Annotated in this window: 30 protein-coding genes; 11 read left to right on the plus strand and 19 right to left on the minus strand. The window is 71.9% G+C overall.

Going from position 1 to position 26517, the window contains the following annotated elements:
• Window positions 1–3 precede the first annotated feature (3 nt).
• Window positions 4–1059 (minus strand): AAA family ATPase, encoded by a 1056-nt coding sequence (locus ACIQK6_RS38770; RefSeq protein ID WP_402697172.1) that lies wholly within the window; start codon window positions 1057–1059, stop codon window positions 4–6.
• A 68-nt stretch (window positions 1060–1127) separates the two neighbouring features.
• On the minus strand, window positions 1128–3311 hold the full coding sequence (locus tag ACIQK6_RS38775; protein ID WP_329099078.1) for a trypsin-like peptidase domain-containing protein: 2184 nt from the start codon (window positions 3309–3311) through the stop codon (window positions 1128–1130).
• Between the two features lie 105 nt (window positions 3312–3416).
• Between ACIQK6_RS38775 and ACIQK6_RS38780 the strand changes: the two genes are divergently transcribed.
• Window positions 3417–3602: a DUF6104 family protein gene (locus ACIQK6_RS38780; protein ID WP_030190019.1), complete on the plus strand. Its 186-nt coding sequence runs from the start codon at window positions 3417–3419 to the stop codon at window positions 3600–3602.
• Between the two features lie 564 nt (window positions 3603–4166).
• Here the strand turns inward: ACIQK6_RS38780 and ACIQK6_RS38785 are convergent.
• From ACIQK6_RS38785 to ACIQK6_RS38795, 3 genes are all read right to left on the minus strand, one after another.
• Window positions 4167–5270 carry a hypothetical protein gene (locus ACIQK6_RS38785; protein ID WP_329099079.1) on the minus strand — a complete coding sequence of 368 codons (1104 nt, stop codon included), beginning with the start codon at window positions 5268–5270 and terminating at the stop codon, window positions 4167–4169.
• Between the two features lie 211 nt (window positions 5271–5481).
• Complete coding sequence (locus ACIQK6_RS38790) at window positions 5482–5781, minus strand: hypothetical protein (RefSeq protein WP_329099080.1); 300 nt, start codon at window positions 5779–5781, stop codon at window positions 5482–5484.
• The gene (locus ACIQK6_RS38795; protein WP_329099081.1) at window positions 5778–6257 is read right to left on the minus strand and encodes a hypothetical protein; all 480 of its coding nucleotides are present in this window, start codon (window positions 6255–6257) and stop codon (window positions 5778–5780) included. The genes ACIQK6_RS38790 and ACIQK6_RS38795 overlap by 4 nt, the downstream gene beginning before the upstream one ends.
• Before the next feature lie 128 nt (window positions 6258–6385).
• Here ACIQK6_RS38795 and ACIQK6_RS38800 point away from each other — a divergent pair, with 128 nt between their 5' ends.
• The gene (locus ACIQK6_RS38800) at window positions 6386–7480 is read left to right on the plus strand and encodes a helix-turn-helix domain-containing protein (protein ID WP_402697200.1); all 1095 of its coding nucleotides are present in this window, start codon (window positions 6386–6388) and stop codon (window positions 7478–7480) included.
• Between the two features lie 12 nt (window positions 7481–7492).
• Window positions 7493–8071, plus strand: coding sequence for an HD domain-containing protein (locus ACIQK6_RS38805; RefSeq protein WP_328788777.1), 579 nt, complete (start codon window positions 7493–7495; stop codon window positions 8069–8071).
• A 112-nt stretch (window positions 8072–8183) separates the two neighbouring features.
• Here the strand turns inward: ACIQK6_RS38805 and sodN are convergent, their stop codons facing one another.
• Window positions 8184–8579, minus strand: a complete 396-nt coding sequence (sodN, locus tag ACIQK6_RS38810; RefSeq protein ID WP_030009413.1) for a superoxide dismutase, Ni — start codon at window positions 8577–8579, stop codon at window positions 8184–8186.
• A 171-nt stretch (window positions 8580–8750) separates the two neighbouring features.
• Between sodN and sodX the strand changes: the two genes are divergently transcribed.
• A complete protein-coding gene (sodX, locus tag ACIQK6_RS38815) occupies window positions 8751–9173 on the plus strand; it encodes a nickel-type superoxide dismutase maturation protease (RefSeq protein ID WP_329099083.1) in 423 nt (140 codons plus the stop codon).
• On the opposite strand, the gene ACIQK6_RS38820 is transcribed toward sodX, so the two are convergent.
• Entirely contained in the window at window positions 9077–9706 is a 630-nt protein-coding gene (locus tag ACIQK6_RS38820; protein ID WP_314243938.1) for a CGNR zinc finger domain-containing protein, read from the minus strand. The genes sodX and ACIQK6_RS38820 overlap by 97 nt on opposite strands.
• Before the next feature lie 82 nt (window positions 9707–9788).
• Here ACIQK6_RS38820 and ACIQK6_RS38825 point away from each other — a divergent pair, with 82 nt between their 5' ends.
• On the plus strand, window positions 9789–10577 hold the full coding sequence (locus ACIQK6_RS38825) for a methyltransferase domain-containing protein (RefSeq protein WP_402697175.1): 789 nt from the start codon (window positions 9789–9791) through the stop codon (window positions 10575–10577).
• 130 nt (window positions 10578–10707) lie between these two features.
• On the opposite strand, the gene ACIQK6_RS38830 is transcribed toward ACIQK6_RS38825, so the two are convergent.
• From ACIQK6_RS38830 to ACIQK6_RS38840, 3 genes are read right to left on the minus strand one after another with little or no spacing between them, the layout of a single operon-like run.
• Window positions 10708–11472 carry an amino acid ABC transporter ATP-binding protein gene (locus ACIQK6_RS38830; protein ID WP_328788785.1) on the minus strand — a complete coding sequence of 255 codons (765 nt, stop codon included), beginning with the start codon at window positions 11470–11472 and terminating at the stop codon, window positions 10708–10710.
• Complete coding sequence (locus ACIQK6_RS38835) at window positions 11472–12413, minus strand: amino acid ABC transporter permease (protein WP_402697177.1); 942 nt, start codon at window positions 12411–12413, stop codon at window positions 11472–11474. The genes ACIQK6_RS38830 and ACIQK6_RS38835 overlap by 1 nt, the downstream gene beginning before the upstream one ends.
• 39 nt (window positions 12414–12452) lie before the next feature.
• Window positions 12453–13415, minus strand: coding sequence for an ABC transporter substrate-binding protein (locus ACIQK6_RS38840; protein ID WP_329099093.1), 963 nt, complete (start codon window positions 13413–13415; stop codon window positions 12453–12455).
• Between the two features lie 526 nt (window positions 13416–13941).
• Between ACIQK6_RS38840 and ACIQK6_RS38845 the strand changes: the two genes are divergently transcribed.
• The 4 genes from ACIQK6_RS38845 (at window position 13942) to ACIQK6_RS38860 (ending at window position 17123) form a co-directional block, all read left to right on the plus strand.
• Entirely contained in the window at window positions 13942–15144 is a 1203-nt protein-coding gene (locus tag ACIQK6_RS38845; protein WP_384827995.1) for an NADP-dependent malic enzyme, read from the plus strand.
• A 177-nt stretch (window positions 15145–15321) separates the two neighbouring features.
• A complete protein-coding gene (locus ACIQK6_RS38850; RefSeq protein WP_328788787.1) occupies window positions 15322–16284 on the plus strand; it encodes a zinc-binding dehydrogenase in 963 nt (320 codons plus the stop codon).
• A 57-nt stretch (window positions 16285–16341) separates the two neighbouring features.
• On the plus strand, window positions 16342–16551 hold the full coding sequence (locus ACIQK6_RS38855; RefSeq protein WP_030013034.1) for a helix-turn-helix domain-containing protein: 210 nt from the start codon (window positions 16342–16344) through the stop codon (window positions 16549–16551).
• Window positions 16551–17123 (plus strand): Clp protease N-terminal domain-containing protein, encoded by a 573-nt coding sequence (locus ACIQK6_RS38860; RefSeq protein ID WP_402697180.1) that lies wholly within the window; start codon window positions 16551–16553, stop codon window positions 17121–17123. The genes ACIQK6_RS38855 and ACIQK6_RS38860 overlap by 1 nt, the downstream gene beginning before the upstream one ends.
• A 76-nt stretch (window positions 17124–17199) precedes the next feature.
• Here ACIQK6_RS38860 and ACIQK6_RS38865 read toward each other — a convergent pair whose 3' ends face one another.
• Window positions 17200–18093, minus strand: a complete 894-nt coding sequence (locus ACIQK6_RS38865; RefSeq protein ID WP_402697181.1) for a helix-turn-helix transcriptional regulator — start codon at window positions 18091–18093, stop codon at window positions 17200–17202.
• A gap of 1 nt (window position 18094) precedes the next feature.
• Window positions 18095–19042, minus strand: coding sequence for a DUF4097 family beta strand repeat-containing protein (locus ACIQK6_RS38870; protein WP_329099097.1), 948 nt, complete (start codon window positions 19040–19042; stop codon window positions 18095–18097).
• 148 nt (window positions 19043–19190) lie between these two features.
• On the opposite strand from ACIQK6_RS38870, the gene ACIQK6_RS38875 reads away from it, so the two are divergent.
• Window positions 19191–20012, plus strand: coding sequence for a hypothetical protein (locus tag ACIQK6_RS38875; RefSeq protein WP_402697183.1), 822 nt, complete (start codon window positions 19191–19193; stop codon window positions 20010–20012).
• A 26-nt stretch (window positions 20013–20038) separates the two neighbouring features.
• Here ACIQK6_RS38875 and ACIQK6_RS38880 read toward each other — a convergent pair whose 3' ends face one another.
• The 3 genes from ACIQK6_RS38880 to ACIQK6_RS38890 form a co-directional block, all read right to left on the minus strand.
• On the minus strand, window positions 20039–21163 hold the full coding sequence (locus ACIQK6_RS38880; RefSeq protein ID WP_329099098.1) for a CU044_5270 family protein: 1125 nt from the start codon (window positions 21161–21163) through the stop codon (window positions 20039–20041).
• Window positions 21160–21789 (minus strand): RNA polymerase sigma factor, encoded by a 630-nt coding sequence (locus ACIQK6_RS38885; RefSeq protein ID WP_329099099.1) that lies wholly within the window; start codon window positions 21787–21789, stop codon window positions 21160–21162. The genes ACIQK6_RS38880 and ACIQK6_RS38885 overlap by 4 nt, the downstream gene beginning before the upstream one ends.
• A gap of 166 nt (window positions 21790–21955) precedes the next feature.
• Window positions 21956–22891, minus strand: a complete 936-nt coding sequence (locus tag ACIQK6_RS38890) for a LysR family transcriptional regulator (protein WP_189972299.1) — start codon at window positions 22889–22891, stop codon at window positions 21956–21958.
• A gap of 208 nt (window positions 22892–23099) precedes the next feature.
• On the opposite strand from ACIQK6_RS38890, the gene snpA reads away from it, so the two are divergent.
• Window positions 23100–23768 carry a snapalysin gene (gene snpA, locus ACIQK6_RS38895; RefSeq protein ID WP_329099100.1) on the plus strand — a complete coding sequence of 223 codons (669 nt, stop codon included), beginning with the start codon at window positions 23100–23102 and terminating at the stop codon, window positions 23766–23768.
• Between the two features lies 1 nt (window position 23769).
• Here snpA and ACIQK6_RS38900 read toward each other — a convergent pair whose 3' ends face one another.
• From ACIQK6_RS38900 to ACIQK6_RS38915, 4 genes are all read right to left on the minus strand, one after another.
• A complete protein-coding gene (locus tag ACIQK6_RS38900; RefSeq protein WP_327383332.1) occupies window positions 23770–23973 on the minus strand; it encodes a hypothetical protein in 204 nt (67 codons plus the stop codon).
• A gap of 36 nt (window positions 23974–24009) precedes the next feature.
• A complete protein-coding gene (locus ACIQK6_RS38905) occupies window positions 24010–24597 on the minus strand; it encodes a dihydrofolate reductase family protein (RefSeq protein WP_329099101.1) in 588 nt (195 codons plus the stop codon).
• Between the two features lie 107 nt (window positions 24598–24704).
• On the minus strand, window positions 24705–25307 hold the full coding sequence (locus ACIQK6_RS38910) for a GNAT family N-acetyltransferase (RefSeq protein ID WP_329099102.1): 603 nt from the start codon (window positions 25305–25307) through the stop codon (window positions 24705–24707).
• A gap of 163 nt (window positions 25308–25470) precedes the next feature.
• Window positions 25471–26514, minus strand: coding sequence for a family 2 encapsulin nanocompartment cargo protein polyprenyl transferase (locus tag ACIQK6_RS38915; RefSeq protein ID WP_402697186.1), 1044 nt, complete (start codon window positions 26512–26514; stop codon window positions 25471–25473).
• Window positions 26515–26517 lie beyond the last annotated feature (3 nt).

Below are 26517 nucleotides of genomic sequence, written 5' to 3' on the forward strand. Positions count from 1 at the left end.
CCCTCACCTCGGGCGGTCGAGGCGCTGGATGAGCAGGTCCGCGAGGTCCTCCCGGGTGGGCGGGGCGGCGTAGTGGGTCAGGTACAAGGCGTTGAGCAGCTGGTCAGCGGCGACCAGCTCGGTCTGGGAGCGGCTGAGGAACTCCCTGATCAGGTCGGCTCCGAGGCGGGCCGCCTCGTCGCCGAGGTGGGCGCGGACCATGGTGGCGAGCCGTTTCTCGCCGGGCTGACCGAGCTTCAGCTGGATGCAGCGGCGCAACAGGGCGGCCGGGAAGTCCCGTTCCCCGTTGCTGGTCAGGATGATGAACGGGAAGGCCCGGCAGCGGACGCGGCCGCCGCGGACGGTGACCTTGGTCCCGTCGTCGGTGAGCACCTGGACCTCGGGCTCGCTGTCGGCGACCCGTTCCAGCTCGGGGAGGGCGAACTCCCCTTCCTCCAGCACGTTCAGCAGGTCGTTGGGGAGGTCTATGTCGCTCTTGTCGAGCTCGTCGATGAGCAGGACGCGGGGCCGGGCCGTCGGCAGCAGGGCGGTGCCGAGCGGCCCGAGCCGGATGTACTTCCCGATGCCGGGCACCCCGGAGGCCGCGGCGACGGCCGGGACGGCGGCGGCCGGGACGGTGATCGGGGCGCCTCCGCCGCTCGCTGCGATCTGGACGTCCTGCAGCCGGGCCAGGGCGTCGTACCGGTACAGGCCGTCCTGGAGCACGGTCCGGGACACCACCGGCCAGCGGAGCACCCGACCCAACTTCAGCTCGTGGGCGACGGCGTGCGCGAGGGTGGACTTCCCGGTGCCGGGGAAGCCGGTCACGAGCAGCGGCCGCCGTAAGTAGAGGGCCGCGTTGATGGCCTCCAGTTCCTCCGGTTCCGGCCGGTGCAGTTCGGCGACCTGCCGGTGCGCCCCGAGCCGCCGGGCCACGTTGCCGTCGGCGACCTGGGCCGGACCGCCCGGTTCCGCCACGGGGCCGCCGTCGAAGTCCCGCCAGGGCGGCGGGTCGGGCAGTGCGTCGATCCCGTCGTGGGGCTCGCCCACCCCGCGGTAAATGAGCCACTCGTCGTTCATGGTGCTCCTGCTCCCTCCCTCGCGTCGTCCGCGGCGCCCCCGTCACAGGCCCCCGTCACAGGCCCCCGTCACAGGTCGCCCTGGAGCGGCTCCTCGTCCGGCAGCGGCCGCGCCGGGTCCTCCCACACCAGCCCCGTCCCGGTCGCCCAGTAGGCGTCGGGATCCGCCCCGTACGCCCGCCCCCGCAGGTTCTGCAGGCGTACCGGGAGCGCCTCCGCCCGCCCGGCGTCGGCCAGCTCCTCCCGCAGCCCGCGGTGGAAGGGCGCGCAGGAGGCTCCCGGGTCCGGCGGCGGCCGCCGGGTCACCACCACCCCGTACCCGGCGTCGCGTACCGCGTGCAGCGAGCCGAGGGTGGGCTCCTGGTCGGCCGCGCGGCAGTGCACCGGCACGGTGTTGTCGGGGAGTCCCGTCAGCCACTCGGTGGCGGGGCTGCGCGGGCGTCCCCGTATGCAGTCGGCGCGTTCGTCCTGCAGGGGTCCCGCCTGGACCCGCGCCCAGCGGGCGGACGCGTCGGTCCCCTCGCGGTCGGCGGGGTGCTCCCTGGCCCCGCCCGGGGGCACACCGCCCGGGTGCGGACCTGTGGGGTGCGCACCGCCCGGGTGCGCACCGCCCGGGTGCGCACCGGCGGGGTGGCGCAGGACCACCGGCCGCTGCACGCCGAGCGGTACGCCGCCCACCACCACCCATTCGTCCACCGCGAGCCCGAACAGCTCGGGTGCCACGGCCACTTCGAGCAGGGCCGCGGCCTCGTGGGTGTCGCAGCGCCGGAAGCCCTCGGCGAGCGGGGCCCGCAGGGCCTCCGGCAGGCCCGCCAGGGTGGCCCGTACGCCCGAGTCCACGGGCGTCACCCGCCCGGCGTGTGCGGGACCGGCCAGCACGGAGACCCGCCAGTCGTAGAGGTCCTCCCAGCCGTGCGCCCACACCTCCAGCAGCACCGAGGCACCGGGCGGCAGCCCGCCGGACCGCCGCGCCGGACCGAGCGCCGCCCGCCCGGCCGAAGCGCGGCGACGCCGCTCGCGCTCGGCGAGGCCCCGCTCGTGGCGCTCGCCGAGCTCGCGCCGCAGCGGCCGCCACAGCCGCTCGGCCGTGGCCCGTACCCAGTCCCACAGTTCCTCGTCCGCGCCCGGCGTGACCGGCTCCCGGTACTCGGCCACGCTCACGTCGGTCGCGTACCGGAGCATCGCCGCGGCCTCCCCGGTCCCGCCCGGCGGGTCGTGCAGCAGCCCCAGCCCGTCGCGCCAGCTCAGCGGGGCAGGCGGCAGCGGGTCCGGCTCCTCGCCGCGCGCCGCCTCGACCAGGGCGCGTACGACCTCGGAGGAGCCCGGCGGGGGCAGCCCGGCCAGCAGCCCGAACAGGGTGGTGCGCTCGCCGGGGGTGAGCCGGCCCCGGCCGGCGTACGGGTCGCCCGCCTCCGGCGGGAGCTCGCCGTGCACGTCCGTCCAGGTCCGCCGGTTGTCGAGATCGCTGAGGTGCTGGTCGTAGTGGTACAGGTCGTGGGCCTGCATGATCCGGCGGTAGAGCCCGACCTGGCCCCGCGCGGCCATCGGCAGGGTGCGCAGCTGCACGACGGAGACGGCGAGCCCGCCGCCCCCCGCCTGCCGCCGGGCCTTGAGCACGCCGACGACCTCACCGCGGACGAGGTCCACCACGGGCCCGCCGGACATGCCGGGCTCGATCTCGTCGTCGTCGCCGAGCCGGATGGCCGCGCCGTTCCCGGCGGTTCCGCGCAGCCGGGTGGTGCGGCCGGTGATCTCGGGGGTGCCGAGGTCCTCGGTGCAGCCGAAGTAGGCGACCTCGTCGAAGCGCGGTCTGGAGCGGTCGGTCAGCCATGCGCAGGCGTGCGAGACGGGAGCCAGCACTCTGACCAGCGCCAGGTCGGGCAGGTCCCACAGCGCGTGCCGGCCGGGCCGCCGTTCCTCCAGCCGCTCGGGCAGTACGCACTCCACGCGCCCGGTGACCGTGCCGGTGATGGTGCCGGCGGAAAAGGTGATGCCGACCTCGCGTCCCGTCAGACGCACCGCAGCACCCCCTTCGCCGACCACGTGCGCGCACGTCAGGACCCATCCGGGGGCGATGAAGAAGCCGCTCCCCCACGTGGGACCGGTCCGATGGCTGCGAGGGTTGTCATACCCGCCCGGCGGGGCGTGAACGCGTACGGTCGCCGCCTGGACGAGGGGCTCCAGAAGCTCGAAGGCGCGCGCGGACCCTGTCGTGCGCCCGTCCGTCATCCGCACCCCCCGCTCGTTGGGCATCCAGGCTAGACCCGGGGACGACGCGTGCGGGAGGTGTCGCCGATAGGCGGATTATCCTGGCGGGAAACACCCCCTGCACACCCCCATCACGGCACGGAGCCCGACTTGTACTTCACCGATCGCGGCATCGAGGAGCTGGAGAAGCGGCGCGGAGAGGAGGAGGTCACCTTCGAGTGGCTCGCCGAGCAGCTGCGCACCTTCGTCGACCTGAACCCGGACTTCGAGGTCCCGGTGGAACGCCTGGCCACCTGGCTGGCCCGGCTGGACGACGAGGACGAGGACGAGGAGTGATCCTCCGGGTCCGGGCGACGGCCTGACGGCCCTGCCCGGACCCGCCCCGTACTGGCCGGTTCCGTCCGCCGCCGCAGCGGCCCGGACCGGTGCACGAGCAATTCCATCGGCTCGGGCGCCGCTACCCGGCACCATGGGTCCGGTGAAGGAGCTACCTCCCGGCCTGCCGCCGGCGGACTCCCGCACATGGCACAGCCGCCGATGGCGGGATCCGTTGGGATACCTGCGCGTGCGCTCCTTGGCGAACCCCCACTGGTCCGGGACGTGCCGTGGCTGATCGCACGGTTGCGACGCGAGCGCTCGGCCACCCTCCCCGCGGATCGCGACCTCTACGACGAAGCGATCGCCGCGGCGCAGGGCTACGCGCGCACGCGCCGGCAGACGCCGGAGGCCGAACGCGCATGGGACCAGCTCCCCAGCGCACAAAAGGAGCCGCCCACCTACCGGAGGTACTCGGCGGGCGGGCGGCCGTTCAAGGTGCGCTCGGCGCAGGCGGCGCCAGGGCCGCCGAGACAGGATCAGACCGGGTGCCCCGGCCGGGACGGGCCCGACCGGAGCTACTGCTCAGGAGCCGACGAGCTGTCGGGGGTCGTCCAGCCATGCGTACTGGCCGGACCCGTCGACCGTGACGCCGAAGCGGGTGATGTGCGGCCGTCCTCGCACCTCGTACCACGTGTACGCCGCAGTCACCTCCGCCCAGAGATCGCGCGGTCCCCACGAGCGGACGGCGTCCTCCTCCCACCAGTCGCCGTAGCGGACGATCGTTGCCGAGGTGCCAGCCTCGTCCACGAACTGGACCTGCCGGTCGTCGCCCTCCCCGCGGTGTGAGTAGGAGACGTCCGGGACCTGGAGGCCGATGGCGAAATCCTGGAGGTAGCCGGCCCCCAGAACCTGAGCGGGATCGATCGGCGACTTCCGGCTGGTCGAATCGTCCGGAACCTGGAGGTCGACAGTCGGCCGCTCGGAGCGGATCCACATGTACGAGGACTCGCCGATGAAGGCTCCCTGCGCCTTCGTTCCCAAGGTGTCGACGCGGAGCCGCAGGAGCCCCGAGTTGCTGTAGGCCGTCCCGAACGGGGTGAGGATCACCCCGCTCCGCCTGGACTGCTCGATCCAGGCGTACGGAACGCGCCGCAGGGACGCCGTGTTGATGATCCGGCTGAACGGCTCCCCGCCGGGGACGCCTTCGAGCCCGTCCCCGACGATGAGCTCCGGGTCGTAGCCGGCCGCCTTGAGGTTCGCGGCGCCCGCACGTGCAAGCTCGTCATCCACCTCGATGGCGACCACCCGATCCGAGCCGACGCGCTCACACAGCAGGGCCGTGTGGTAGCCGGATGCGTAGCCGATCTCCAGGACGCGGGACCGTGGTGTGAGGTCCAAGTGCTGGAGCTTCCGCATGACGATGTCCAGGGCTGACACGGAGGACGTGAAGTCACCCGCGCTGGGGCCGGGTGTCACGTCGCCGTCGTCTAGCTGGGTGACGACCGACTGGTGAGGGTTCCAGACGGCGTGGCGCCAGACGTCCGGCTCCTCGTCGCGGTCCACGAAGGTCCAGAGGCCTTCGGCGTCCCGGACCGGGAGCCAGACGGCTCCCGGGACGAACGCTTCGCGGTCGACCTTGTCGAAGGCTTCGGCCAGCCATGGCTCGCGCAGTAACCCTGCTGTCACCAGGGCCTCGCGGCAGATGTCCCGGTTCACTTCTTACCCGGCGGCGGCGGGGGCGGGGTGGAAGGCTGGGGTGTCGGCCGGCTCCCGTCCGGGCTCGACGGCTGGGACGGCGGCGTCCACGGCTTGTCTTGCGGTGGTCCGGCGTGCTTGCCCATCAGGGTCTCCAATCGGTTCGGTGTGCAGGATGCCCGCTCCCCGGTGGGGCGGGAGGTCAGAGGGTGTCGACGATCTCGTCGAGCACGGCGCGAGCAGCGACGAGGAGTGGCGCCACCTCGCTGATCCGGGCGATCAGGCCCTCCTCCGTGCGGGTGTGCTGCCAGCAGCTCACCGGGTCGTGGTGGACGCCCCACCCGTAGCGGCAGAGGCTGCAGTCGGCCATGAGACCGCCGTACTTGATCGCGATCGGAGCCGGCAGGCCGCACCCGGTGCAGCGCGCCTGCGCCCGCGTGCACTCCCCGTCGGGGTGCGCGTCGGACACCTCGGCCGACGGGCGATCCGGGCAGCCCGTCACCTCGCCGCCCCCTCGGCAAGCCGTGCCCCGCCCACCCGGACGAGCAGCTGAACGGCGGCGACCCGGCAGAAGTACGCCCCCGGGCCCGGGAGCGAGGCCCAGTAGAGGGGCCGGCCGGGAACGGGCCGGTCCCGGCCTAGTTCGGGCACCCCGAGGTGGGTGCCGTGGCCGAGGCACTCGACTGCGCTCCGGGTCCTCCAGCACTCCGCCGTACCCGGCTCAACGAGCGCGTAGCGGTTCCTGCCGCGCGAGTCGTGGATCAAGGGCCCTTCCAGGGCCAGGGTCAGCGCGAGGTCCACGACACGCTCGTCACTGCTCTCCGCGGCCGCGCGGGCCAGCGGGTCCGGGATCCGTACGGCCTCGAAACGGGCCCCGAGCGGCAGTACGGCGACACCGTGCTCCCACCACGCGGCATGCGCCGCCGCGGGATCGGCGAGGCTGCTGGCGTACCAGTCGGCCGTCTTCTTCCAGGACACGGAGGCTCCCTACGGTCGTCAGCGGGTGATGACACGAGCGTAGGAATCAGAGCTCGCCCCACGAAGTGACCCCCAGTACGGGTACTTTGGTGACATTTCGCAGGCGGGAGAGTGTCGTGGGCGCACCGGTGGATCCCACCCCGACCCCCGGTCAGGGAACCCGGCAACGGGGTCGCGGCGGCGTGGTGTCCGGCTACGTTTTTCGGTTGGTCCGGGAGCATCTGGGTCACACGCAGGATTCTCTGTCCGAAGCCTTCGGGGTCTCCGTGGACACGGTGGCGGGTTGGGAGTCGGGGAGGCGGCCGCTGACCTCGTTGGCGGTGGGGCAGATGCTGGCGCATCGCCACCGGCTCATGCGCATGGGTGCGAGTACGGCGTTGCTCCTCGCCCTGGAGAAGGCACTGGAGGCGGATCTCCTCCTGGCGAACGTACTCACCGACGACGTGCCCATAGGTCACAGCCCCCTGGGTACCTGGGTCCTGCAACGCGACCTCGTCGAGGTACTGGTCTGGCCCTTGAACGGGGTGGCCCCCGAGCCGATGCGCGCCCACGTGGCCCTCGGCAGGCCACGCCGCGGCCCCAGCCCCGACGGACCCGCGCTATCGGCGGACGACCGGCGACGGTTCTTCCGGCGCATCCGCCGAACTGCGGAAGAAGCCCGCTCGGGCGAGTTCCTGCTCCGCCGTCAGGCTCTCTACCTGGCCGGTTACGACGATGCACCGGACACCGCTGCCTGGCTCGCGCAGCAGCAGCGAGCGGAGCGTCCGCAGGACTGGCTCACCCGCTGGCTGGCGGCGCGCTCCGTGGCCGCCGTCGCCGCCCGCCAGGGCGACCGAGACCCCATGCGGCACTTCATCTCCACCACGCTGGACGACGAGGCGGGCGAGGCGGCCAATCTGAACTACTGGGCCTACTGGCTCGGCGAGAGCCCTCACCTCCAGCTCTCCGACGACTTCATAGCCGCACCCGGACGCGGGACCTGGCACGGCCACAGAGTGTTCCAGCACCTCGTGAAAGGCCTCGCGCCCGAGCAGGGCTTCCTCGATCTGAACATTCACACCCTGTGGGCCCTACTCGCCGCGCGCCCCACCCTCCTGAGCTCCGCCGCCGGGCGGACCCTCCGGGACCGGCTGCCCGTGTTGTTGGATGGCACCGGGCCCTCGCCGCACGCGCGTCGGGAGCTGGAAGGCATTCGGTACGCGATCCGCCTCGCCGAGGCATGAAGGAGAGACACAGTGGCTGACGACCTGTCCGCGGTGGCCGGTTTCCTCTACGAGGCGGGAACGCTCAAGCACACGCGCCGCACGGGCTGGTGGATGGCCGGCGTCAACGACCCGGAGAGCGTCGCCGAGCACTCCTGGCGCACGTCGCTCATCGCGTCCATCATCGCGAAGCTGGAAGGCGCCGACCCCGCGCGGGCGGCCTTCCTCGCCGTGTGGCACGACACCCAGGAGACCCGTACCGGGGACGTGAACCACCTCGGGAAGAAGTACGCGACCAACGCCGACCCGGGCACGGTGACTGCCGATCAGACCCTCGGCATGCCGGAGCGGCTCGCCTCGACGATTCAAGAGCTTGTCGCCGAGTACGAGGCCAAGGACTCGCCGGAGGCCGTCTGCGCCCGCGACGCGGACAAGTTGGAGTGCATGCTCCAGGGCATCGAGTACAAGGCCCAGGGACACGCCCACGCCCAGCGGTGGATCGACAACAGCAGGGCCCGTCTGACGACGGAGACCGGGCAGCGGCTGGCCGACGAGCTGCTGGGCCAGGACCCCCTCGACTGGCTGCGGACCGTCCTCGGTGAGACGCCCTGAGGGCGTCCCGCAGAGGGTGCGCACGACACCGGCCCGGCCGCTTCGGGGCGGTCGGGCCGGTGTCGTGTGCGCTCTGAACAGCAGCGCGGGGAGATCCTTCGGGCGCCCCGGCTCAGGCGGCCTTGGTCTCCCAGAAGATGCGGTCGATCTCGGCGATGAGCTCAAGAGCCTTCGCGCCGGTCGCCGGGTCGTTCGACGCCTTGGCGGCCGAGAGGGCCTTCAGGGTGTCGTTGACCAGGGTGTGCAGCTGCGGGTACTTCTCGAAGTGCGGGGGCTTGAAGTAGTCGCTCCACAGCACCGAAACGTGGTGCTTGGCGAGCTCGGCGCGCTGCTCCTTGATGGTGATGGCGCGCGCACGGAAGTCGGCGTCTTCGTTGGCCTGGTACTTCTCCTGCACGGCCTTGACGGACTCGGCCTCGATGCGGGCCTGGGCAGGGTCGTACACGCCGCACGGAAGATCGCAGTGGGCGGAGACCTTCGCCTTGGGGGCGAAGAGGCGGGAAAGCATGGAGTTTGTCCTCCTCGTGATCGTCTTCTCAAGGTGGAGATTACTCGCTGAAGAACCGGATTTCGCGGGCGCCCCCATGGGCTTAGGACAAAAGTCCAGGCGCGCGGCCGGACCGGTGAGCGAACGTACGGGCCCGTGCGGCAGCATGCGGGGGTGACGAGGAGGACACGCATGGTGGAGTTCGGGCGCCCGCGCAAGCGGTTCGGGGTGGCGGAGGTGACGGGGCCGTCGATGGTGCCCACGCTGCTGAACGGGGACCAGCTGGTGGTCCGGTACGGGGCTGCCGTCCGGCCGGGCAACGTGGTCGTGCTGCGCCATCCGCTCCAGCAGGACCTGCTGGTGATCAAGCGCGCGGTGGAGCGGCGGCCGGGCGGCAGCTGGTGGGTGCTCGGCGACAACCCGTACAACGAGACCGGCGACAGCACCGTCTTCGGGCCGGTGCCGGCCGAGCTGGTGCTGGCCACCGCGGTGCTGCGCTTCAGGCCGCGCGAGGAGGATCAGCGTTCACTGAGGGCCCGGCTGTCCTGGGCGGTCTCGGCGCTGCGCCCGCTACGGGCGGACTCCTCGGCCTCCAGCCGCTTGCGGGCCCGGTAGGCGGCCACGTTCGCCCGGGTGGCGCAGCGGTCGGAGCAGTAGCGCCGGGAGCGGTTGGTGGAGGTGTCCAGGTAGGCGTTGCGGCAGGGCGCGGCCTGGCACAGGCCGAGGCGGTCGGGGCCGTGTTCGGTGAGGGCGAAGGCCAGTCCCATGGCGGCCATCGCGGCGTAGCCGGCGGAGGCGTTCGAGGGGTGCTCGGCGAGGTGGATGTGCCAGTCGGGGCGGCCGTCGTCGGCGAGGGTCTCGTGGCCGGACACCTGGGGGCTGACGGGGAACTCCATGAGCAGCGAGTTCAGCAGGTCGACCGCGAGGACCTCGTCGCCGCCGTCGGCGGCCTCGAAGACGGAGCGCAACCGGCCGCGGACGTTGCGGAAGCGGGTGACGTCACCGTCGGTGACGCGGCGCGCCATCTGCTGACTTGCGCCGAACAGGGCGCGGACGGCGTCCACCGAGGTGAGCGCGTCCTTGTTGCGGGCCGGCTCCTCGGTGTTGACCAGGCGCACGGCGAAGTCCGAGTAATGGGCCAGTTCCACTTGTAGTCCTTACGACTGCGGATTAATGTCTCCGGTAACAGCTGAGACGTCTTCGAGGGTATTACGTATGGAGGGGTTCGGGATGACGGATACGGCGGATACGGCGCATACGACCGAAGCGACGGGCGCGACCGACTGGCAGTCCTGGCAGGACAGCTGGGACCGGCAGCAGGAGTGGTACATGCCCGACCGCGAGGAGCGGTTCCGGGTGATGCTGGACATGGTCGAGGCACTGGTGGGACCCGCCCCCCGGGTGCTGGATCTCGCATGCGGTACGGGAAGTATTACGGACCGCGTCCTCAAGCGGTTCCCGGAAGCCACCAGTACGGGCGTCGATCTCGACCCCGCCCTGTTGACCATCGCCGAAGGGCACTTCGCGGGCGACGCACGCGTCACCTTCGTGACCGCCGACCTCAAGGACCCGGACTGGCGCGCCGCCCTCCCCCACGACGGCTACGACGCGATCCTGACGGCCACCGCCCTGCACTGGCTGCACAGCGAGGACCTGGCCGTGCTCTACGGGCAGCTCGCACCGCTGCTGGCCCCCGGCGGGGTGTTCATGAACGCCGACCACATGCCCGAACCGGCCACCCCGCGCATCAACGCCGCCGAGCGCGCCCACCGGCACGCCGGCATGGACCGGGCCAAGTCGGCCGGGGCGGTGGACTGGCGCGAGTGGTGGGACCTGGCGGGCGCCGACCCGGCGCTGACCGAGCACGTGAAGCGGCGCTTCGAGATCTACGGGGAGCACGCGGACGGCGACACCCCCTCCGAGGCCTGGCACGCCGAGACCCTGCGCGCCGCCGGCTTCGCTGAGGCCCGTACGGTCTGGCGCTCCCCCTCGGACGCGCTGGTCCTAGGTCTGAAGTAGGGACCCGAAATGACTGAGGGGCGGTACGGGATCCCGTACCGCCCCTCGTCCGTCCGCGGGTGCAGGCCACTGCACCTCGGAGCAACAGGACCTCTGCGTAACTGCACCTCGGAGTAACCGCACCTCCGGGCTACAGCACCTTGGAGAGGAACGCCTTCGTGCGGTCGTGCTGGGGGTTGCCCAGGACCTCGCGGGGGTGGCCCGACTCGACGACCACGCCGCCGTCCATGAAGACGAGGTTGTCGCCGACCTCGCGGGCGAAGCCCATCTCGTGCGTGACCACGATCATGGTCATGCCCGATTCGGCCAGGTCCCGCATGACGTCGAGGACGTCACCGACCAGCTCCGGGTCGAGCGCTGAGGTGGGCTCGTCGAAGAGCATCAGCTTCGGCTCCATGGCCAGCGCGCGGGCGATCGCCACGCGCTGCTGCTGGCCGCCGGAGAGCTGGGTGGGGTAGTTCCCGCCCTTGTCACCGAGACCGACGCGGTCCAGGAGCTTGATGGCGCGCTCGCGCGCCACCGCCTTGGACTCGCCCTTGACCATGACCGGGGCTTCCATCACGTTCTCGATGGCCGTCATGTGCGGGAAGAGGTTGAAGCGCTGGAAGACCATGCCGATGTCCCGCCGCTGCGCCGCGACCTCGCTGTCCTTCAGCTCGTAGAGCTTGTCGCCCTTCTGGCGGTAGCCGACGAGGTCCCCGTCGACGTACAGCCGTCCGGCGTTGATCTGCTCCAGGTGGTTGATGCACCGCAGGAAGGTCGACTTGCCGGAGCCGGACGGGCCGACCAGACAGAAGACCTCACGCGGGGCGACCTCCAGGTCGATTCCCTTGAGGATGTGCGCCGCACCGTAGGACTTGTGGACGCCCTCGGCCTTCACCATGGCAGTCGTCATCAGGCCACCGCCTTGCGGTTCGAGAAGCTGGACAGTTTCGCCTTGATCTTCTGCAGCGGTGTCGGCGGCAGCGAGCGGAGCGCACCACGGGCGTAACGGCGCTCCAGGTAGTACTGGCCGACGCTGAACACCGAGGTCAGGGCGAGGTACCAGATCGACGCGACGAAGAACATCTCCATCACCGCGAACGAGGTCGAGGCGATGTCCTGGGCGGCGCGCAGCAGGTCGAAGTACTGCACGGCGACCACGAGCGACGAGGTCTTGAGCATGTTGATGAACTCGTTGCCCGACGGCGGCACGATCACGCGCATGGCCTGCGGCAGTACGACGCGGCGCATCGTCTGCGTGCGGGTCATGCCGAGCGCGTGCGAGGCCTCGGTCTGGCCCTCGTCGACCGACTGGATGCCGGCGCGGACGATCTCCGCCATGTACGCGCCCTCGTTCAGGCCCAGACCCAGCAGGGCGGCCAGGAACGGGGTCATGACCTGGGTCATCTCATCCTTGTAGAACCCGAGGTTCAGGATCGGGAAGATCAGGGCGAGGTTGAACCAGATCAGCAGCTGCACGTACACCGGGGTGCCGCGGAACAGCCAGATGTAGAACCAGGCGATCGTGCTGGTCACCGGGTTCTTCGAGAGCCGCATGACGGCGAAGAGGATGCCGAGGACCAGGCCCAGGGCCATCGAGGTGATGCTGATCCAGACCGTGTTGACGACACCGCGCAGGATCGACGGGTCGAACAGCTTCTCCGGAACGGTCGCCCAGCGCACGTTGCCCTGCGAGAAGGCGAAGACGAGCGCCACGACCAGGCCGATGACGACCACGGCGCTGATCCAGCGGCCGTAGTGGCGCACCGGGATGGCCTTGATGGCCTCGGGGGGGACGGCCCCGGCCGGCGGGTTGTCCGCCGGGCCCGGGACCTTGTCGAGCTTGTCAGTCACAGTGACTGCCCTTCAGTGTGCTGCGGTGGTACGCGGAGGTCAGGAACCGGCGTTGATCTTGGCCTCGGTCACGGCGCCGGAGCCCGCGTTCCACTTCTCCAGGGCGGCCTTGTAGGTGCCGTCCTTGATGACCGCGTCAAGGGCTTCCTTGAGCGCGTCGCGCAGCTCGGTGTTCTTCTTGTCCACCGCGATGCCGAAGAGGCCGGCGTCGGTCGGGTTGGCGATGGCCTCGAAGTCGTTGCCGCCACCGGCGGTCTGCGCGATGTACGCGGCGACCGGGGAGTCGTTCAGGTCGGCGGCGGCGCCACCGGCCTTCACGCGGGTCTGGGCCTCGGCGTCGGTCGGGAAGGACTCGATCTTGAGCTCGCCCTTGCCGTCCGTCTTGCACTTCTCGGCCTGGGTCTTGGCGGACTCCTCGTACGTGGTGCCGCGCTGGACGGCGACCGTCTTGCCGCACAGGTCGTCGAGGGTCTTGATGTTCTGGGGGTTGCCCTTCTTGACCAGGATGCCGGTCGACGCGGAGAAGTAGTCGACGAAGTCGACACCGGCACCGGTCTTGGCGCCCTTGTCGTCCAGGCCCTCCTGACGGGCCTTGGTGTCGGTGAGCGAGGACATGACCAGGTCGCTGCGGCCCGTCTGCATGCTGCCGATCAGCGTGTCGAAGGTGCCGGACTCGAACTTGAACTGCACGCCGAGCTGCTTGGCCAGGGCCGCCGCCACGTCGGGGTCGACACCGACGATCTTGCCGCCCTCGGTGAACTCCATCGGCGCGTAGGTGGCGTCCGTGCCGACCTTGATGACACCCGCGTCCTGGATCTTCTTCGGGAGCTTGGCGAAGAGCGGCGCGCTGCTGTTGGCGGCCGAGCCCGACGGGGTGCTGGAGGCCTTGTCGGTCTGGTCACCACAACCGGTGAGGATCAGGGCGCCCGCGACCGCGATCGCGCCGACCGCGGCGATCCGGGACCGTGCAGCGGTCGTACGACGGGTGGTGCTAGCGGTCATGGCTTGGTTCCTCCGGCGCTGGTGGAAAAGCAACGAAAAACGGTCGAACACGCACCATCGAGTGTCGCGACCTTGTGTGATTACGGCATCTTGCCATTCGGACTGAGACATTCAGGGTGCCCGTCAGGTCAAAATCGCATAACGGGCGCCCCGGGTAGCCCAACAGGACTGCGGAGAACGGGGTTCGAGGCCGCAGATACTGCTGTGACCTGCTGTTTTTGCCGCAGTTTCTACGGGGCGTCTCGCCCACTGGACGGCAAGGTTTGGACTTTTCGCCAAAAGCCGGGCAGGGGACCTACAGTTGAGCGGGAATCGACTCGTCTGGGCGAGCGTTCTTCGGGTAGAACAGATCCTTACACCCCTCATCCGGGGCTCAGGGCGCGCGTGCGGCGCGCCCGCGCGTACGAACCTCCCCTTCGCGGAGACGGGCCAACCGTTGACGCGGAGTACGGACGCGGTGCCCGCCCACCCCTTAACCAGGAGTGGCCACCCTCAACGAACAAAAGGAATTAAGGGGTCACACGAAGTGGCAGCGGAGATCGTCAACCCTCGCAGCGACAGCGCGACGGACAACAACCCCGACGCGGTGTTCGCACTGCACCGGGGCGGCAAGATGGCCATCCAGGCCACGGTTCCGGTGAACGACAAGGACGACCTGTCCCTGGCGTACACGCCGGGCGTGGCGAAGGTGTGCACCGCCATCGCCGAGCAGCCGGAGCTGGTGAACGAGTACACCTGGAAGTCCAACGTGGTCGCCGTCGTCACCGACGGCACGGCCGTGCTCGGCCTCGGTGACATCGGCCCGGAAGCCTCCCTCCCCGTGATGGAGGGCAAGGCCATCCTCTTCAAGCAGTTCGGTGGTGTGGACGCGGTTCCGATCGCGCTCGCCACCAAGGACACGGACGAGATCGTCGAGACGGTCATCCGTCTGGCCCCGTCCTTCGGCGGGGTCAACCTGGAGGACATCTCGGCGCCCCGCTGCTTCGAGATCGAGCGCCGCCTCCAGGAGGCGCTGGACATCCCGATCTTCCACGACGACCAGCACGGCACGGCCATCGTGACGCTGGCCGCGCTGCGCAACGCCGCCAAGCTCACCGGTCGCACCCTCGGCGACCTGCGCGCCGTGATCTCGGGCGCGGGCGCGGCGGGCATCGCCATCGCCAAGATCCTGGTGGACGCGGGCATCGGCGACGTCTGCGTCACCGACCGCAAGGGCGTCGTGTCCGCGGACCGCTCCGACCTGACGGACGTCAAGGCGGAGATCGCGGGCCTGACCAACAAGACCGGCCAGACGGGCTCCCTGGAGACCGCGCTGAACGGCGCGGACGTCTTCATCGGCGTCTCCGGCGGCTCCGTCGCCGAGGAGGCGGTGGCCACCATGGCGAAGGACGCGTTCGTCTTCGCCATGGCCAACCCGAACCCGGAGGTCCACCCGGACGTCGCGCACAAGTACGCGGCGGTCGTGGCCACGGGCCGTTCGGACTTCCCGAACCAGATCAACAACGTGCTGGCGTTCCCGGGCATCTTCGCGGGTGCCTTCAAGGTGCGCGCCACCCGGATCACCGAGGGCATGAAGATCGCCGCCGCCGATGCCATCGCCGGTGTCGTGGGTGACGAGCTCGCCGCCGACTACGTGATCCCGTCGCCGTTCGACGAGCGCGTGGCCGAGGCGGTCGCCACGGCCGTGGCCGCCGCGGCCAAGGCCGACGGTGTGGCCCGTCTCGTCTGAGACCGGACCTGACCGGACCTGAGCAGTACGCCAAGAGGCCCGACCGGATCACCTCCGGCCGGGCCTCTGCTTTTCCGCGCGGCCCCCGCCCGGGACCGGGCCGGGTGCGACGAAGGCCTCACCCGTGCGGTGGCGGGAGGTCTGGAACCAGGCCCTACTGAGCGGTAGCGTCGCCGCATGTTCGCTGCCTACGCCGCCCGAATCGACCGTGACCAGCCGCTGAACGGCCTCGTGCTGGGCGACCGCCCGGCCCCCGAGGCCAAGCCCGGCTGGGTGACCGTGAACGTCAAGGCCGCCTCCCTCAACCACCACGACCTGTGGTCGCTGCGCGGGGTCGGCCTCGGCGAGGAAAGACTCCCGATGATCCTCGGCTGCGACGCCGCCGGGATCGACCAGGACGGCAACGAGGTCGTCCTGCACTCCGTGATCGGCCAGAGCGGCCACGGGGTCGGCCCGGACGAGCCCCGCTCGATCCTGACCGAGCGCTACCAGGGGACCTTCGCCGAGCAGGTGACCGTCCCCGCCTGGAACGTGCTGCGCAAGCCCGCCGAGCTCTCCTTCGAGGAGGCCGCCTGCCTTCCGACGGCCTGGCTGACGGCGTACCGGATGCTGTTCACCAACGCCGGGGTCCGCCCCGGGGACTCCGTCCTGGTGCAGGGGGCCGGCGGCGGCGTCGCGACCGCCGCGATCGCCCTCGGCAAGGCGGCCGGCCTGCGGGTGTTCGCCACGAGCCGGGACGAGGCCAAGCGCAAGCGGGCCGTGGAGCTGGGCGCGGTCGAGGCGTTCGAGCCGGGCGCACGGCTGCCGCAACGGGTGGACGCGGTGATCGAGACGGTGGGCGCCGCCACCTGGTCGCACTCGGTGAAGTCCCTGCGTCCGGGCGGAACCCTGGTCATCTCCGGCGCCACGAGCGGCGACCGGCCCGCGCACGCCGAGCTGACCCGGATCTTCTTCTTGGAGCTGAAGGTGGTCGGCTCCACGATGGGCTCGAAGGACGAGTTGGAGGACCTCCTCGCCTTCTGTGCGACCACCGGGCTGCGGCCGGTCATCGACGAGGTGCTGCCGCTGGACCGGGCGCGGGAGGGATTCGAGAAGCTCGCGGCGGGCGACCTCTTCGGCAAGATCGTCCTCACCCCCTGACCGCCTCGGCGTCAACTGGGGTTGACGAGCCTCCCGCGTCAACCTACATTGACATCCATGACCGAAGCCACTGATCTCGCCGAGCGGGCCGGTGACCGTGACCCGCGCGTGGGCCTGCGTGCCGTGGCCGCCCTCCGGAGGCTGCTGGAGCAGCTGGAGGCCGTACAGGTACGCAGCGCCCGCGCGCAGGGGTGGTCCTGGCAGGAGATCGCGGCCGAGCTGGGCGTCAGCCGGCAGGCCGTGCACAAGAAGTACGGGAGGCTCTGATGTTCGAACGCTTCACCCGCGACGCCCGGTCGACCGTGACCGGGGCGGCGACCGAGGCCCGGCAGACCGGGGCCCCCACCGTCACCGAGGAGCACCTGCTGCTCTCCCTGCTGGCCCTGGGCGTCCTGGACCCGCTCGGCGTGGACCGCGCGGCCGTTGCCGCCGACCTCGCGGCGGCCCGCCGCCGGGGCGGCATGTCCAGGGCGGACGAGGAGGCGCTGGCCGGACTCGGCATCGACCTCACCGAGATCGTCTCCCGCATCGAGGAGACCCACGGCCAGGGCGCCCTCGCGGCCCCCGCGCCCCGCAGGCGGACCCTGGGCGCCTCGATCCGCTCCGCCCTGGGGCGCGAGGACGCGGACGACCGCGCGGGCAGCTACCGGGTCCCCTTCACCGAGGGCGCGAAGAAGGTGCTGGAGCAGTCGCTGCGCATCGCGCTGGGCCGCAAGGACAACCACATCGGCACCCTGCACCTGCTGCTGGCCCTGATCTCCCGCCCGGGCACCGTCTCCGAGGTCCTGTCGGACCACGGCGTCACCTACGGCACGGCCGAAACCACCCTGGCAGCCTGACCGCCCCGGCGGTAGCTGGGGGGAGTTTGAGGGGCGGAGCCCGGGGCGGCGTCCCGGCAGCAGTGCCGCGGGCGGGCTACGACCTGGCCCCGAACGTGGTTCCCAGCCGGCCGCAGGCCGCCTTCAGGTGCCCGCGGGCCTCGGCCACCTGGGCCGCGGTCACCCCGCGGTCCCGCGCCACGTCGCGGACCTCGTCGCGGAACCGGTCCAGCAGCCGGTCCAGGTCTCGGGCCGGGTCGCCGGTGGGCACCAGGTCGGCGGCCCAGTCCCCGTCCGCCGCCGCATGGGCCGCCGCGTCCCCCGCCGAGGACGTGGCCTGCGTACCGCCCCCGAGCCAGGCTCCGGCCAGGCTGCCCAGGACGCCGCCGGACTTGGCGAACTGCTCCTGGAGCTGGCCCGCGATGCGCTGGACCTCCTCGCGGGCCCGCTCCTGGGCCTCCTTGGCCTGGCGGCGGGCCTGCTGCGCCTCCTCGCGGGCGCGGCGGCTCTCGTCCTTCGCCCGGCGCGCCTGTTCCTTCCACTCCTGCCGCGCCTTGCGCAGGTCCTCCTTGGCGGCCTTCCAGGACTCGTCCTCGACCTGGGTCGCCGACGCCGACGCCGCGGCCCGCATCTCGCGGCGCAGGTCTCCCGCCGCGCCCCGCACGTCGTCGCGGATCTCGGCGGCGAGCTCGGTGACCGAGTCGCGGATCTCCAGCTCCAGGTCGGCCAGTTCGCCGCCCCGGTCGGCCAGTTCGGCCCGGCCGGCGTCGGTGATCGAGTACACCTTGCGCCCGCCCTCGGTGGCGTGCGTGACCAGCCCCTCGGCCTCCAGCTTCGCCAGCCGCGGGTACACGGTGCCCGCGGACGGCGCGTACAGGCCCTGGAAGCGCTCCTCCAGCAGGCGGATCACCTCGTACCCGTGGCGCGGGGCCTCGTCCAGCAGCTTGAGGAGGTACAGGCGGAGTCGGCCGTGGGCGAAGACGGGCGGCATGTCAGAGCACCTTCTTGTCGAGCGCGAGGGGGGCGGCGGGGCGGTCCGCGTCGGCCTGCGGGCGGCGCAGCAGGGCGATCGAGCCGGAGACCGTGGTCGCCCGCAGGGTGCCGGCGCCGGAACCGAGGGTTCCGGTGATCCGCTTGGCACCCATCTGGCCGGAGACCCGCAGGTCCTCGAAGGCGTTGGAGACGCGGCCGGTGGCGGTGTTGGCCTCGACCTTGGCGTCGGCGGGGTGCGGGAGACGGATCGCGACCTGCCCGGAGACGGAATTGAGGAAGATGTCCACCGGCTTCGGGTCGGCGGGGTCCGCCGCGAGGTCGATGAGCATGTCGCCGCTGACCGAGTCCGCCCGCACGTTGCCGCCGGAGCCGTCGACCACCGTCAGGCCGCCGGAGACGGAGTGGAAGCCGAACTCGCCGGAGACGGACTGGGCCTCGACGCCGCCGGAGACGGTGTGCGCCTTGACCCGGCCGGACAGCCCGACCAGCGTGGCGTCGCCGGAGACCCCGTTGACGTCGGTGCCGCCGGAGATGCCGGAAACGAAGACGGCGGCGCCGACCGCGGCGACGTGGACCTGGGTGGCGGCGGGCACGGTGAGGGTGATCGCGACGCTGCGCTCCCAGGCCTTGCGGCCGGAGGCGGAACCGGCCCAGGCCTTCCAGGGCTTCGTCTCGAACCACTGCTTGAGGCCCTGGGAGCCGTTCCAGGGCAGGTCCTCGTAGGACACGGTGAGCGTGCCGCCGTCCTGCACGACGTACAGCGGCGGCCCGTCCACCTCGGTCACCTCCAAGCGGGCCGGGCCCTCCTCAGCGGCGACCACGTTCACCGTGCCGCTCACGAGGCGGACGCGGAGCTCGGTCACCGGCTCCTCGAAGGTGAGCTTCTGCGGTTCGTCGAAGTGCCATGTCGACGGCGACGGCGACGACTCGGGCGACTGCTCTGCCATGGTGCTGATCCTCCTCGTGCGTTCACGGACCGGGCTCGACGCACGCAACATATCGCGTCTTCTGTTAACACGATATATCGCGGTTGAACGAAGTCAAGCGCCCTTCCGAAACCCCACGGTTCGGGGTGTTTTGCACTATTGTGTGCGCATGTCAATATCCAGGGCCGCGACCGGCGGAATGCTGCTCTGCCGTGCCGAACCCCTTGCCGTCCGGCCCCCGGCACACCTGTTGCGCGTACGCCTGCTGCTCGCCCCGGCGGGCGCGTGGAGCGTGCTCGTCCCCGAGGACAAGCCGTGGCGGGACGGCCCGGAGACCGTGATGGAGGTCCTCTCGGGCTGGGGCTCGGCGATCGCGCTCGGTACCGACCGGCCGGTGCTGAGCCTGTGCTGGGAGGGCGGCCGGACCGGATTCGCCCTGGCCGGCGGGTTCCGGCGGACCGTCTCCTACGCGTGGGACGTGACCGGGCGCCCGGCCGGCGAGCCCGATGCCATGCGCGCCCTGTCGGCGCGGCTCGGCCTGGACCCCGTACTCGACCTGGAGGAACTGGAGCGCCTCACCCGCCCCGGCAGCGACCCCGCCGTGGACGGGGAGGCCCGGCTGCTCGCGCTGGTCGCCCTGCTCTCGCGCGCCGGACTCGCCCTGCCGCCCGGGCTCGCCCCGGGCGAACCGGCCGACCGGCTGCGGGCTGCGGCCCGGGTGGCTCCCGGCGTGGAGACGCTGGAGTGGTCGGGCTGGCGCGACGCGGTACGGGCCGAGCTCGACGCGGCGGAACGGGGCCCGCTCGGCCCGTGGGTCCGCGGCCCGCGGGCCCGACTGTTGGGCGCGGCCCACGTGGCGGCCGGCGCGCCCCTGCTGGCCTGGGCGGTCCGCCGCCGCAGCCCGGGCTGGGCGACGGCCGGTGCGGTCCTGCTGGCGCACGGGACCGCGACCCTGGCGTACGACCGGGCCCGGGCGCGACACCCGACCTAAGGGCGGTGCCGGGCCCGGGCGGGGGGTCAGGGGGCCGTGGGCGGCAGCTCCTTGATCCGGTCGACGACCGTCCGGGTCATGACGGCGCTGGTGTACACGACCGTGCCGGGCTTGATCAGGCCCTGTTCGCCGGCCTCGCCCTGTACCTGGACGCTGCGCTCGCCGAGGAAGGTGAGGGTCTGCCGGTCGAAGATCCACTCCACGCGCTGGCCGGAGTGCTCGTCGAGCCGGGCGACCGCGACGCCGCTGCGGCCCGCGGCGTCGACCGCCTCGTCGACCGTCACCACGCCGGGGATCTTCGCCGCCGCCTTGTAGAGCGCGGTCGTGAGCTCGGCCGGCGGGTAGCTGGAGCGCAGCAGGTCGCCGATCGTGGTGAAGGCCTCCTGGTCGGGGCCGTTGCCCATGCCCTTGGTCTCCTCGTAGATCCGTCGGAGCAGCACGTCGGGATCGGTGGGCAGCGCGGCGAGGTAGTCGTAGGTGGGCGCGTTCAGGTACGGCGTCGGGGTGTTGCCCTTCTCGTCGGGGCCCGCCAGGGTCACGCCCTCCGGTCCGGTGTTGCCGGGCTCGATCAGCCAGCCCTTGGTGCCGTCCGGGGAGTTCCACTGGTGGCGCACGTGCAGCGGCAGGCTGACCAGGGTGCTCTTCTTGCCCACGGTCTTCACGTAGGTGTTGGCCGTCTTGCTGCCGATGTAGACGAACTGGTCCGCGCGCACGGCCGGGCCGGAGACCGAAGCGGAGGCCAGCGAGATCCGGTCCAGGAGCTGCGGCGCCCCCTTGGGGTCGGCGGTGCCGATCCGGGTGGTCAGCGCCGGGCCCGTGGCGATCGTGGAGCCGGGTCCGTCCGCGGCGCCCCGGTCCACGTAGGAGAGGAAGCCGACGGCGAGCGCTCCGGCCAGCGCGAAGGCGGCGGCGGGCACGAGGACCGCCCGGCGCAGGAACGGGTTGCGCGACCCGGCGGCACGGGCGGGGGCGGTCCGGGCGGGGACCGAGGTGGCGGTGTCGGCGGCTCGGAGGTCTTCGTGGATCTGGGCCATCAGGCGCTCCTTGTGGAACTGGTGGCGGCCCGCGGGCAGTTCCCGTTCGGCGAACGGCGCAAGGAGCGGGTGCTCCTCCTGGCCGGCCGGGCGGGGCCGGGAGAGGTCGGGGTTCATCGGGTTCCTTCCTGTGCGGACCGGACCGTGTTCGTGCGGTCGCCATGTGTCTGTCGGGGCCGGGCCGCGAGTTCCCGGTTTTTCTTCTTCATTTCTGTTTCAGCGAGTTTGCGTAGCTTCGTACGGGCGCGGGACAGCCTGGAACGGACGGTTCCGACCGGGATGCCGAGGACCCGGGCGACCTCCGCGTACTCCAGTCCCTCGCCCAGGCACAACAGGAGGACCTCGCGCTCGGGTCCGCGCAGCGCACTCAACTGCCCGAGCGTGGCCGCGATCTGCCGCCGGTCGTCCAACCGGCCGGCCACCTCCTCGGCGTGGTCGGGCACGGAGGCGGCGCCGGCCGCCGCCGTGGCGGCGGCAGCGGCGGCCCGATAGCGCCGGTTGCTGCGGCAGTGGTTGCGGGCGAGGTTGGTGGCGATGCCCAGGAGCCAGGGCCGCAGCGAGCCGCCTTCGGGGTCGATCGCGGCGCGCAGCCGCCACGCCTCCAGGAAGGCGGCCGACATGACGTCCTCCGCGGCGGCCCAGTCGCCGGTCATCCGGAAGGCGTGGTTGTAGAGGGTGCGGGCGTAGCTGTCGAACAGCTCCGCGTAGGCGTCCGGATCTCCGGACCGCACCCGGGTTCGCATCTCTGTCGTCACTCCTGTCGGCTGTCCGGCACCCGGGGCGGAGTTCCCGTGACCTGCGTCACGTCCGTCGCGGAGCGGACGGCCGCCCGCGGGGCGTCGGCCCGATCCGAAAGGGGCAGCGATCCGGAAGGGACAGCCTAGGAGGGGGCGGACCCGGGGCGCCGGGTCAGGCCACCTCCAGCAGCGGGCTCGCGTGGTGGTGGAGCCAGGCCCGGTACGGGGGCGTGCGCAGGGCGGCCTCGCGATAGGCGGCGCGCAGGTCCTCGTAGACCTCCGCGTGCGCGCCCGGTCTGGTGGCCAGCAGCAGGCGCACGGCGAGGGGGTCCCCGCAGAGCGGCCGGATCGCCATGTCTTCGCGCGGCCCGGAGGTCGGCTGGCACGGGGCGACCGCCTCGCCGGAGATGATCAGCGAGGTCGCCGTGTGGTAGTCGGCGTGGAGCACCGGCGGGTCGAGTCCGGCCCCGGCGAAGACCCGGCGCAGGCCGTCCCACTCACCGTCGACCGAGGGGTCGACCATCCAGCGGTCGGCGGCCAGGTCCCGTAAGGAGACCACCGCCTGCCCGGCGGCCGGATGGTCCCGGGACATCGACACGAACTGCGGTTCCCGTTCCATCAGCACGTGCATCTGCAGTCCGGGCGGCACCCGCAGCGGACTGCCCTCCACCTCGTGCACGAACGCCACGTCCAGCTGTCCCGCGGCCACCATCCGCAGCAGTGCGTTGGCGGAGACGTCGACGACGAGCGAGGTCTCGGTGTCCGGGAGCCGCCGGTGGATCCGCCGCAGCCAGCCCGGCAGCGCGCTGCTGGCGGTGGAGCCGATGCGCAGCCGCGATGCGTGGGCCAGTTCGCGGGCCTCCGCCACCAGCGCGGCCATCTCGGCGAGCAGCGGGCGGGCCCGGCCCAGGACGGTCCGGCCGAAGGGGGTGGGCCGGCAGCCGGTCCGCTCGCGCAGGAACAGCTCGCCGTCGAGGGCCCGTTCGATGCGGCGCAGCTGGGTCGTCAGGGAGGGTTGGCTCACGCCGAGTTGCCGGGCGGCCTTGTGCAGGCTTCCGGCGTCGGCGATGGCGCACAGCGCGCGCAGGTGCCTGACCTCAAGCTCCATCCTCCGAGGGTAGGCCGCCCCCTGCTGACCGCACCAGCCACCGATAGCCCCCCGAATCCCGCCATTCTCACGCTAGTTGGGCTGCCGAAATCTCCCCGATAGGCCCGCGCTATCGGGGAGTGACATCATCCGCCGGGCACCTCGGCTCCCGCAGACTCCGGTTCGAAAGACCACCCCCACCGCACCGGACGAGTAGGAGCTCCCCCACATGCGCCACTCCCGTAAGGCCATGCTGGCCACCACCGTCGGCCTCGGCCTCGCCGCCACCCTTGGTGTCGTCCCCACCGCCACCGCCGCGCCCGCCCCCGTCGGAAACGCCGTGAGCTACGCCACCTACGAGCGTTCGCCGGAGAACGCGGCCGCCAACGCCGCCTTCTTCGAGGCCGTGCAGCGCGCGGTCGCCGAGCAGCGCGCCGCGAACCCCGGCGCCCTGGCCGTGACCGTCACGTACAACACCCGCAGCGCCCCGAGCTTCCGCACCCAGATAGCCCGCTCCACCCAGATCTGGAACGGCTCGGTGTCCAACGTCAAGTTGCAGGAGGTGTCCTCGGGCGGGAACTTCTCGTACCGCGAGGGCAACGACTCACGCGGCTCGTACGCGAGCACGGACGGGCACGGACGGGGTTACATCTTCCTCGACTACCGGCAGAACCAGCAGTACAACTCCACCCGGGTGACGGCGCACGAGACCGGCCACGTGCTGGGTCTGCCGGACCACTACTCGGGTCCGTGCAGCGAGCTGATGTCGGGCGGCGGCCCGGGCACCTCGTGCACGAACGCCAACCCGAACTCCGCCGAGCGCGCACGGGTCAACCAGCTCTGGGCCAACGGCTTCGCCTCCGGTCTGGGTGCGAAGGACCTCGCCGCCAAGGGCTGAGTCACCGCTCCTCGGGATCCGCGTGATCGGGGCAGTCGGGGTTCCGGCAGGGACCCCGACCCCACACCGGGATGAAGATCCCGAGGGACTTGCGCCGCCTGACCACCGTGTCGACGCGGCGCCCGCACGCCGGGCACGTCTGCTGCTCGTGCCCGGCCTGCGGGGCCACCGTCTCGTGCGCGTGGTGCTGCTGTTCACCGGCCATACCTCCACGGTAGGCCGGTTCCGTGCGTTCGGCGGGTCAGCTCCTGCTGACGGCGTACGTGCTAATGATCTGGCCGCCGCCGAAGGTCTTGACCCCGGTGAGCTCCAGGAGGCGCACGTCGAAGCCGGCGCGGGACATCGGCATGCCGGTGCCCGCGAAGACCGGGTAGGTCTTGACGATGATCTCGTCGATCTCGTCGATCAGCTGGGTGGCGAGGTCCGCGCCGCCGCAGAGCCAGATGCCGAGGCCGTCCCGGGCCTTGAGCTCGCGCACCTCGGCGACCAGGTCGCCGCCGATCAGCCGGACCTGCGGGTCCGGCGCGGTGGCGAGGGAGCGCGAGACGACGTACTGCTCGGGCAGGTGGCCGTAGGGGCTGGTCATGCCCGCCTTGAGGCCCGGCTCGTAGGTGTTGCGCCCCATGATCACCGCGTCGAAGCGCTTGGGCGCGGCGTCGGCGATCCCGAGGTGGGCGCGCCCCTGCGCCGAGATGGTCTCGGGGTACTCGGCCACCAGGTGCCCGAGGAACTCGGGGTCCACGTGGCCGTAGAAGAAATCGCCGTCGCCGTCCGGGGCACCGATGAACCCGTCGACGGTCGTGGCGATGAAGTACGTGAGCTTGCGCAAGCGATTCTCTTCCACTGGGCAGTGCCACCACACCGAGGCACGTCGCACAAAGTACTTCGCCTGAAGTGGTTACGCAAGGACCATCGCCCCGGACGGGACCGCGACGCTCAGCCCCGCGGCTTGCGCCACATCGGCCACATCAGCGGCCCGTCCGGAAGCCGTACCGCCTCCCCCGTGAACTCCCAGCCCAGCCGTTCGTAGAGCCCCTTGCTGCGTCCGCTGCTCGCCTCCAGATACGCCGGCACGCCCTCGCGGTCGCAGCGCTCCAGCACCGGCCGGATCAGCTCGCTCCCCAGCCCCTGCCCCTGCCGGCCCGGGGCGACAGCGATCATCAGCAAGTACTCGTGCTCCTCCGCCGTCGGGTGCACCGCGCCCGTGAGGCGCCCGACCAGCTCGCACCGCTCGTTGTCCGGGTCGGCCGCGGCCCGCATCCGGGCCGGGACCTCGTCCTCGACGGGCTCCCCCTCCGGGTCACCGGCCGGGATCCGCAGCCACAGCGCGGCGGCCGAGCCGTCCACGGCGTAGTCGATCCGGCCCTCCTCCAGCGCCACGTCCACGAAGACGCCCAGGAACTTCCCGTGCACCGCGGCCCGGTGGTCCGGGTCCGGGAAGACCCAGCTGCTCACCGGGTCGGTGCGGAAGGCCTCGTCGAGCAATCCCGCCACCGCGTCCCGGTCCGACTGATCCGCCTGACGTATCTCCAGCGCCACTGGTCACACCCTTCACTCACGTGTCAACAACCGTGAGCGATCCTAGAGTTGGCGCGGACATGCGGTAAGGCCCGTTCCGGCACGGTGCGGTACCGGAACGGGCCTCGCCTCCCCCTCGGGCCTCGCCCCCTCGGCCCCCGGCTCTACTCGCGCCCCCGCGCGCTCACCGCGTGCGCCGCGTCACGAACTCCGCGAGCGCCAGCAGGCCGCCCGCCGCCCCGAGGTCCGGAACGGCCCGGGACAGCTGCTGGACCGCCCGCCCCATCCGGTCCGCCGCCTCGGCCTGCGCCCAGTCCCGCCCGCCGGCCCGGTCCACCGCGTCAGCCGCCCTGCGCACGTCCTCCCCGGTCATGGGACCGGCGTACAACTCGGCCAGCTCCTTCCCCGCCGTGGTGTCCGAGGTGAGGGCGGCCACGACCGGGAGGGACTTCTTGCGGGCGATCAGGTCCGCCCCGGCGGGCTTGCCGGTGTGTCCCGGGTCCCCCCAGATGCCGATCAGGTCATCGATCAGCTGGAAGGCCAGCCCGGCCTCCCGACCGAAGGAATCCATGGCGTCGACCTCGTCCGGCCCGGCCCCCGCGTACAGGGCGCCCAGCGCGCACGCGCAGCCCAGGAGCGCCCCGGTCTTGGCCGTGGCCATGGCCAGGCACTCGTCGAGCGAGACCTGCGGGCGCCGTTCGAAGGCGCAGTCCGCCTGTTGGCCCGCACACAGCTCGATGACACAGGCCGCGAGCCGGGCCGAGGCCGCCGCGGCGGCCGGATGCGGATCCTCCGCGAGCAGCCGCAGCGCGAGCGCCATCATCGCGTCGCCCGTGATGATGGCGTCCGGCGTCCCGAAGACGGTCCATGCCGTGGGCCGGCCCCGCCGCCGGACGTCCTTGTCGATGATGTCGTCGTGCAGCAGCGTGAAGTTGTGCGCCAGCTCCACGGCCGCCGCTGCCCGTACGGCCTCGTCCGCCGGACCGGCCCCGGAACCGCGCAGGGCCTGGGCGGCGGCCAGCACCAGGGCAGGCCGGATGGCCTTTCCGGTCCCGCCCGCGGCGGGGCTGCCGTCCTCGTGAACCCAGCCGAAGTGGTACATCGCCACGCGTCGCATCGAACCCGGCAGGCTCTCGACCGTGCGGCGCAGCTGCGGGTCGACCGCTTCTCTCGTCCGTTCCAACAGGGCCGCGGCGTCCTGGCCCTCACCGGTCGCGATGGCGTTCACGGC

The sequence above is a fragment of the Streptomyces sp. NPDC091682 genome, from assembly GCF_044756625.1.
GTDB lineage: Bacteria > Actinomycetota > Actinomycetes > Streptomycetales > Streptomycetaceae > Streptomyces.

Excerpts from the sequence above, each read along its gene's own strand:
- ACIQK6_RS38770 (WP_402697172.1), bottom strand. The coding sequence starts at position 1,059 with ATGAACGACGAGTGGCTCATTTACCGCGGGGTGGGCGAGCCCCACGAC.
- ACIQK6_RS38775 (WP_329099078.1), bottom strand. The coding sequence starts at position 3,311 with ATGCCCAACGAGCGGGGGGTGCGGATGACGGACGGGCGCACGACAGGG.
- sodN (WP_030009413.1), bottom strand. The coding sequence starts at position 8,579 with ATGCTTTCCCGCCTCTTCGCCCCCAAGGCGAAGGTCTCCGCCCACTGC.
- sodX (WP_329099083.1), top strand. The coding sequence starts at position 8,751 with ATGGTGGAGTTCGGGCGCCCGCGCAAGCGGTTCGGGGTGGCGGAGGTG.
- ACIQK6_RS38825 (WP_402697175.1), top strand. The coding sequence starts at position 9,789 with ATGACGGATACGGCGGATACGGCGCATACGACCGAAGCGACGGGCGCG.
- ACIQK6_RS38830 (WP_328788785.1), bottom strand. The coding sequence starts at position 11,472 with ATGACGACTGCCATGGTGAAGGCCGAGGGCGTCCACAAGTCCTACGGT.
- ACIQK6_RS38840 (WP_329099093.1), bottom strand. The coding sequence starts at position 13,415 with ATGACCGCTAGCACCACCCGTCGTACGACCGCTGCACGGTCCCGGATC.
- ACIQK6_RS38850 (WP_328788787.1), top strand. The coding sequence starts at position 15,322 with ATGTTCGCTGCCTACGCCGCCCGAATCGACCGTGACCAGCCGCTGAAC.
- ACIQK6_RS38855 (WP_030013034.1), top strand. The coding sequence starts at position 16,342 with ATGACCGAAGCCACTGATCTCGCCGAGCGGGCCGGTGACCGTGACCCG.
- ACIQK6_RS38860 (WP_402697180.1), top strand. The coding sequence starts at position 16,551 with ATGTTCGAACGCTTCACCCGCGACGCCCGGTCGACCGTGACCGGGGCG.
- ACIQK6_RS38865 (WP_402697181.1), bottom strand. The coding sequence starts at position 18,093 with ATGCCGCCCGTCTTCGCCCACGGCCGACTCCGCCTGTACCTCCTCAAG.
- ACIQK6_RS38870 (WP_329099097.1), bottom strand. The coding sequence starts at position 19,042 with ATGGCAGAGCAGTCGCCCGAGTCGTCGCCGTCGCCGTCGACATGGCAC.
- ACIQK6_RS38875 (WP_402697183.1), top strand. The coding sequence starts at position 19,191 with ATGTCAATATCCAGGGCCGCGACCGGCGGAATGCTGCTCTGCCGTGCC.
- ACIQK6_RS38880 (WP_329099098.1), bottom strand. The coding sequence starts at position 21,163 with ATGAACCCCGACCTCTCCCGGCCCCGCCCGGCCGGCCAGGAGGAGCAC.
- ACIQK6_RS38885 (WP_329099099.1), bottom strand. The coding sequence starts at position 21,789 with ATGCGAACCCGGGTGCGGTCCGGAGATCCGGACGCCTACGCGGAGCTG.
- ACIQK6_RS38890 (WP_189972299.1), bottom strand. The coding sequence starts at position 22,891 with ATGGAGCTTGAGGTCAGGCACCTGCGCGCGCTGTGCGCCATCGCCGAC.
- snpA (WP_329099100.1), top strand. The coding sequence starts at position 23,100 with ATGCGCCACTCCCGTAAGGCCATGCTGGCCACCACCGTCGGCCTCGGC.
- ACIQK6_RS38900 (WP_327383332.1), bottom strand. The coding sequence starts at position 23,973 with ATGGCCGGTGAACAGCAGCACCACGCGCACGAGACGGTGGCCCCGCAG.